This is a genomic window from Delftia sp. 11MD (assembly GCF_050907895.1).
GTDB classification, from domain to species: domain Bacteria; phylum Pseudomonadota; class Gammaproteobacteria; order Burkholderiales; family Burkholderiaceae_C; genus Comamonas; species Comamonas tsuruhatensis.
The window spans coordinates 6,617,501-6,620,000 of sequence record NZ_CP194333.1 but is presented as its reverse complement, the minus strand read 5'-3'; the positions used below and the strand labels follow the sequence as shown (position 1 = coordinate 6,620,000).

Below are 2,500 nucleotides of genomic sequence, written 5' to 3'. Positions count from 1 at the left end.
ATTCCGAAAGTAGTGGCGAGCGAAATCGGAACAGCCTTCTAGTGATAGTCAGACGGTTAACAAAACGGAATGGAAAGTCCGGCCATAGTAGGTGATAGCCCTGTATGTGAAAACCGACTGGTGGTACTGAGCTAGAGAAAAGTAGGGCGGGGCACGAGAAACCCTGTCTGAATATGGGGGGACCATCCTCCAAGGCTAAATACTCATCATCGACCGATAGTGAACCAGTACCGTGAGGGAAAGGCGAAAAGAACCCCGGGAGGGGAGTGAAATAGATCCTGAAACCGCATGCTTACAAAAAGTAGGAGCCCGCAAGGGTGACTGCGTACCTTTTGTATAATGGGTCAGCGACTTACATTCAGTGGCAAGGTTAACCGAATAGGGGAGCCGTAGAGAAATCGAGTCCGAATAGGGCGTCCAGTCGCTGGGTGTAGACCCGAAACCAAGTGATCTATCCATGGCCAGGATGAAGGTGCCGTAACAGGTACTGGAGGTCCGAACCGACTAGTGTTGCAAAACTAGCGGATGAGCTGTGGATAGGGGTGAAAGGCTAAACAAACTTGGAAATAGCTGGTTCTCTCCGAAAACTATTTAGGTAGTGCCTCAAGTATTACCTGCGGGGGTAGAGCACTGTTTAGGCTAGGGGGTCATGGCGACTTACCAAACCTATGCAAACTCCGAATACCGCAGAGTACAGCTTGGGAGACAGAGCACCGGGTGCTAACGTCCGGACTCAAGAGGGAAACAACCCAGACCGCCAGCTAAGGTCCCTAAAATTGGCTAAGTGGGAAACGAAGTGGGAAGGCTAAAACAGTCAGGATGTTGGCTTAGAAGCAGCCATCATTTAAAGAAAGCGTAATAGCTCACTGATCGAGTCGTCCTGCGCGGAAGATGTAACGGGGCTAAGCCAGTTACCGAAGCTGCGGATTTGCAATTTATTGCAAGTGGTAGGAGAGCGTTCTGTAAGCCTGTGAAGGTGCCTGGTAACGGGTGCTGGAGGTATCAGAAGTGCGAATGCTGACATGAGTAGCGTTAAAGGGGGTGAAAAGCCCCCCTCGCCGTAAGCGCAAGGTTTCCTACGCAACGTTCATCGGCGTAGGGTGAGTCGGCCCCTAAGGCGAGGCAGAGATGCGTAGCTGATGGGAAACAGGTCAATATTCCTGTACCGATGTGTAGTGCGATGTGGGGACGGAGAAGGTTAGCTCAGCCAACTGTTGGATATGTTGGTTCAAGCCTGTAGTCGTGCCTGGTAGGCAAATCCGCCGGGCTTAGATGAGGGTGATAACGAGTCTGCTTGCAGACGAAGTGAGTGATACCCTGCTTCCAGGAAAAGCCACTAAGCTTCAGCTACACACGACCGTACCGCAAACCGACACTGGTGCGCGAGATGAGTATTCTAAGGCGCTTGAGAGAACTCTGGAGAAGGAACTCGGCAAATTGATACCGTAACTTCGGGAGAAGGTATGCCGCAAGTAGGTGAACTTGTACAAAGGGAGCCCAAAGCGGTTGCAAAAAATCGGTGGCTGCGACTGTTTAATAAAAACACAGCACTCTGCAAACACGAAAGTGGACGTATAGGGTGTGACGCCTGCCCGGTGCTGGAAGATTAAATGATGGGGTGCAAGCTCTTGATTGAAGTCCCAGTAAACGGCGGCCGTAACTATAACGGTCCTAAGGTAGCGAAATTCCTTGTCGGGTAAGTTCCGACCTGCACGAATGGCGTAACGATGGCCACACTGTCTCCTCCAGAGACTCAGCGAAGTTGAAATGTTTGTGATGATGCAATCTCCCCGCGGAAAGACGGAAAGACCCCATGAACCTTTACTGTAGCTTTGTATTGGATTTTGAACGGATCTGTGTAGGATAGGTGGGAGGCTTTGAAGTGAGGACGCTAGTTCTCATGGAGCCGACGTTGAAATACCACCCTGGTGCGTTTGAGGTTCTAACCCAGGTCCCTTATCGGGATCGGGGACAGTGCATGGTAGGCAGTTTGACTGGGGCGGTCTCCTCCCAAAGCGTAACGGAGGAGTTCGAAGGTACGCTAGTTACGGTCGGACATCGTGACGATAGTGCAATGGCATAAGCGTGCTTAACTGCGAGACTGACAAGTCGAGCAGATGCGAAAGCAGGACATAGTGATCCGGTGGTTCTGTATGGAAGGGCCATCGCTCAACGGATAAAAGGTACTCTGGGGATAACAGGCTGATACCGCCCAAGAGTTCATATCGACGGCGGTGTTTGGCACCTCGATGTCGGCTCATCTCATCCTGGGGCTGTAGTCGGTCCCAAGGGTATGGCTGTTCGCCATTTAAAGAGGTACGTGAGCTGGGTTTAAAACGTCGTGAGACAGTTTGGTCCCTATCTTCCGTGGGCGCTGCAGATTTGAGGAAGCCTGCTCCTAGTACGAGAGGACCGGAGTGGACACACCTCTGGTGTATCGGTTGTCACGCCAGTGGCATTGCCGAGTAGCTAAGTGTGGAAGAGATAACCGCTGAAAGCA

At 51.6% G+C, this 2,500-nt stretch carries 1 rRNA gene (only partly in view); it reads left to right on the top strand.

Annotated elements, in window-relative coordinates:
* A 23S ribosomal RNA gene (locus ACRSCF_RS30335) occupies positions 1 to 2,500 on the top strand (it extends past both window edges: 226 nt to the left, 150 nt to the right).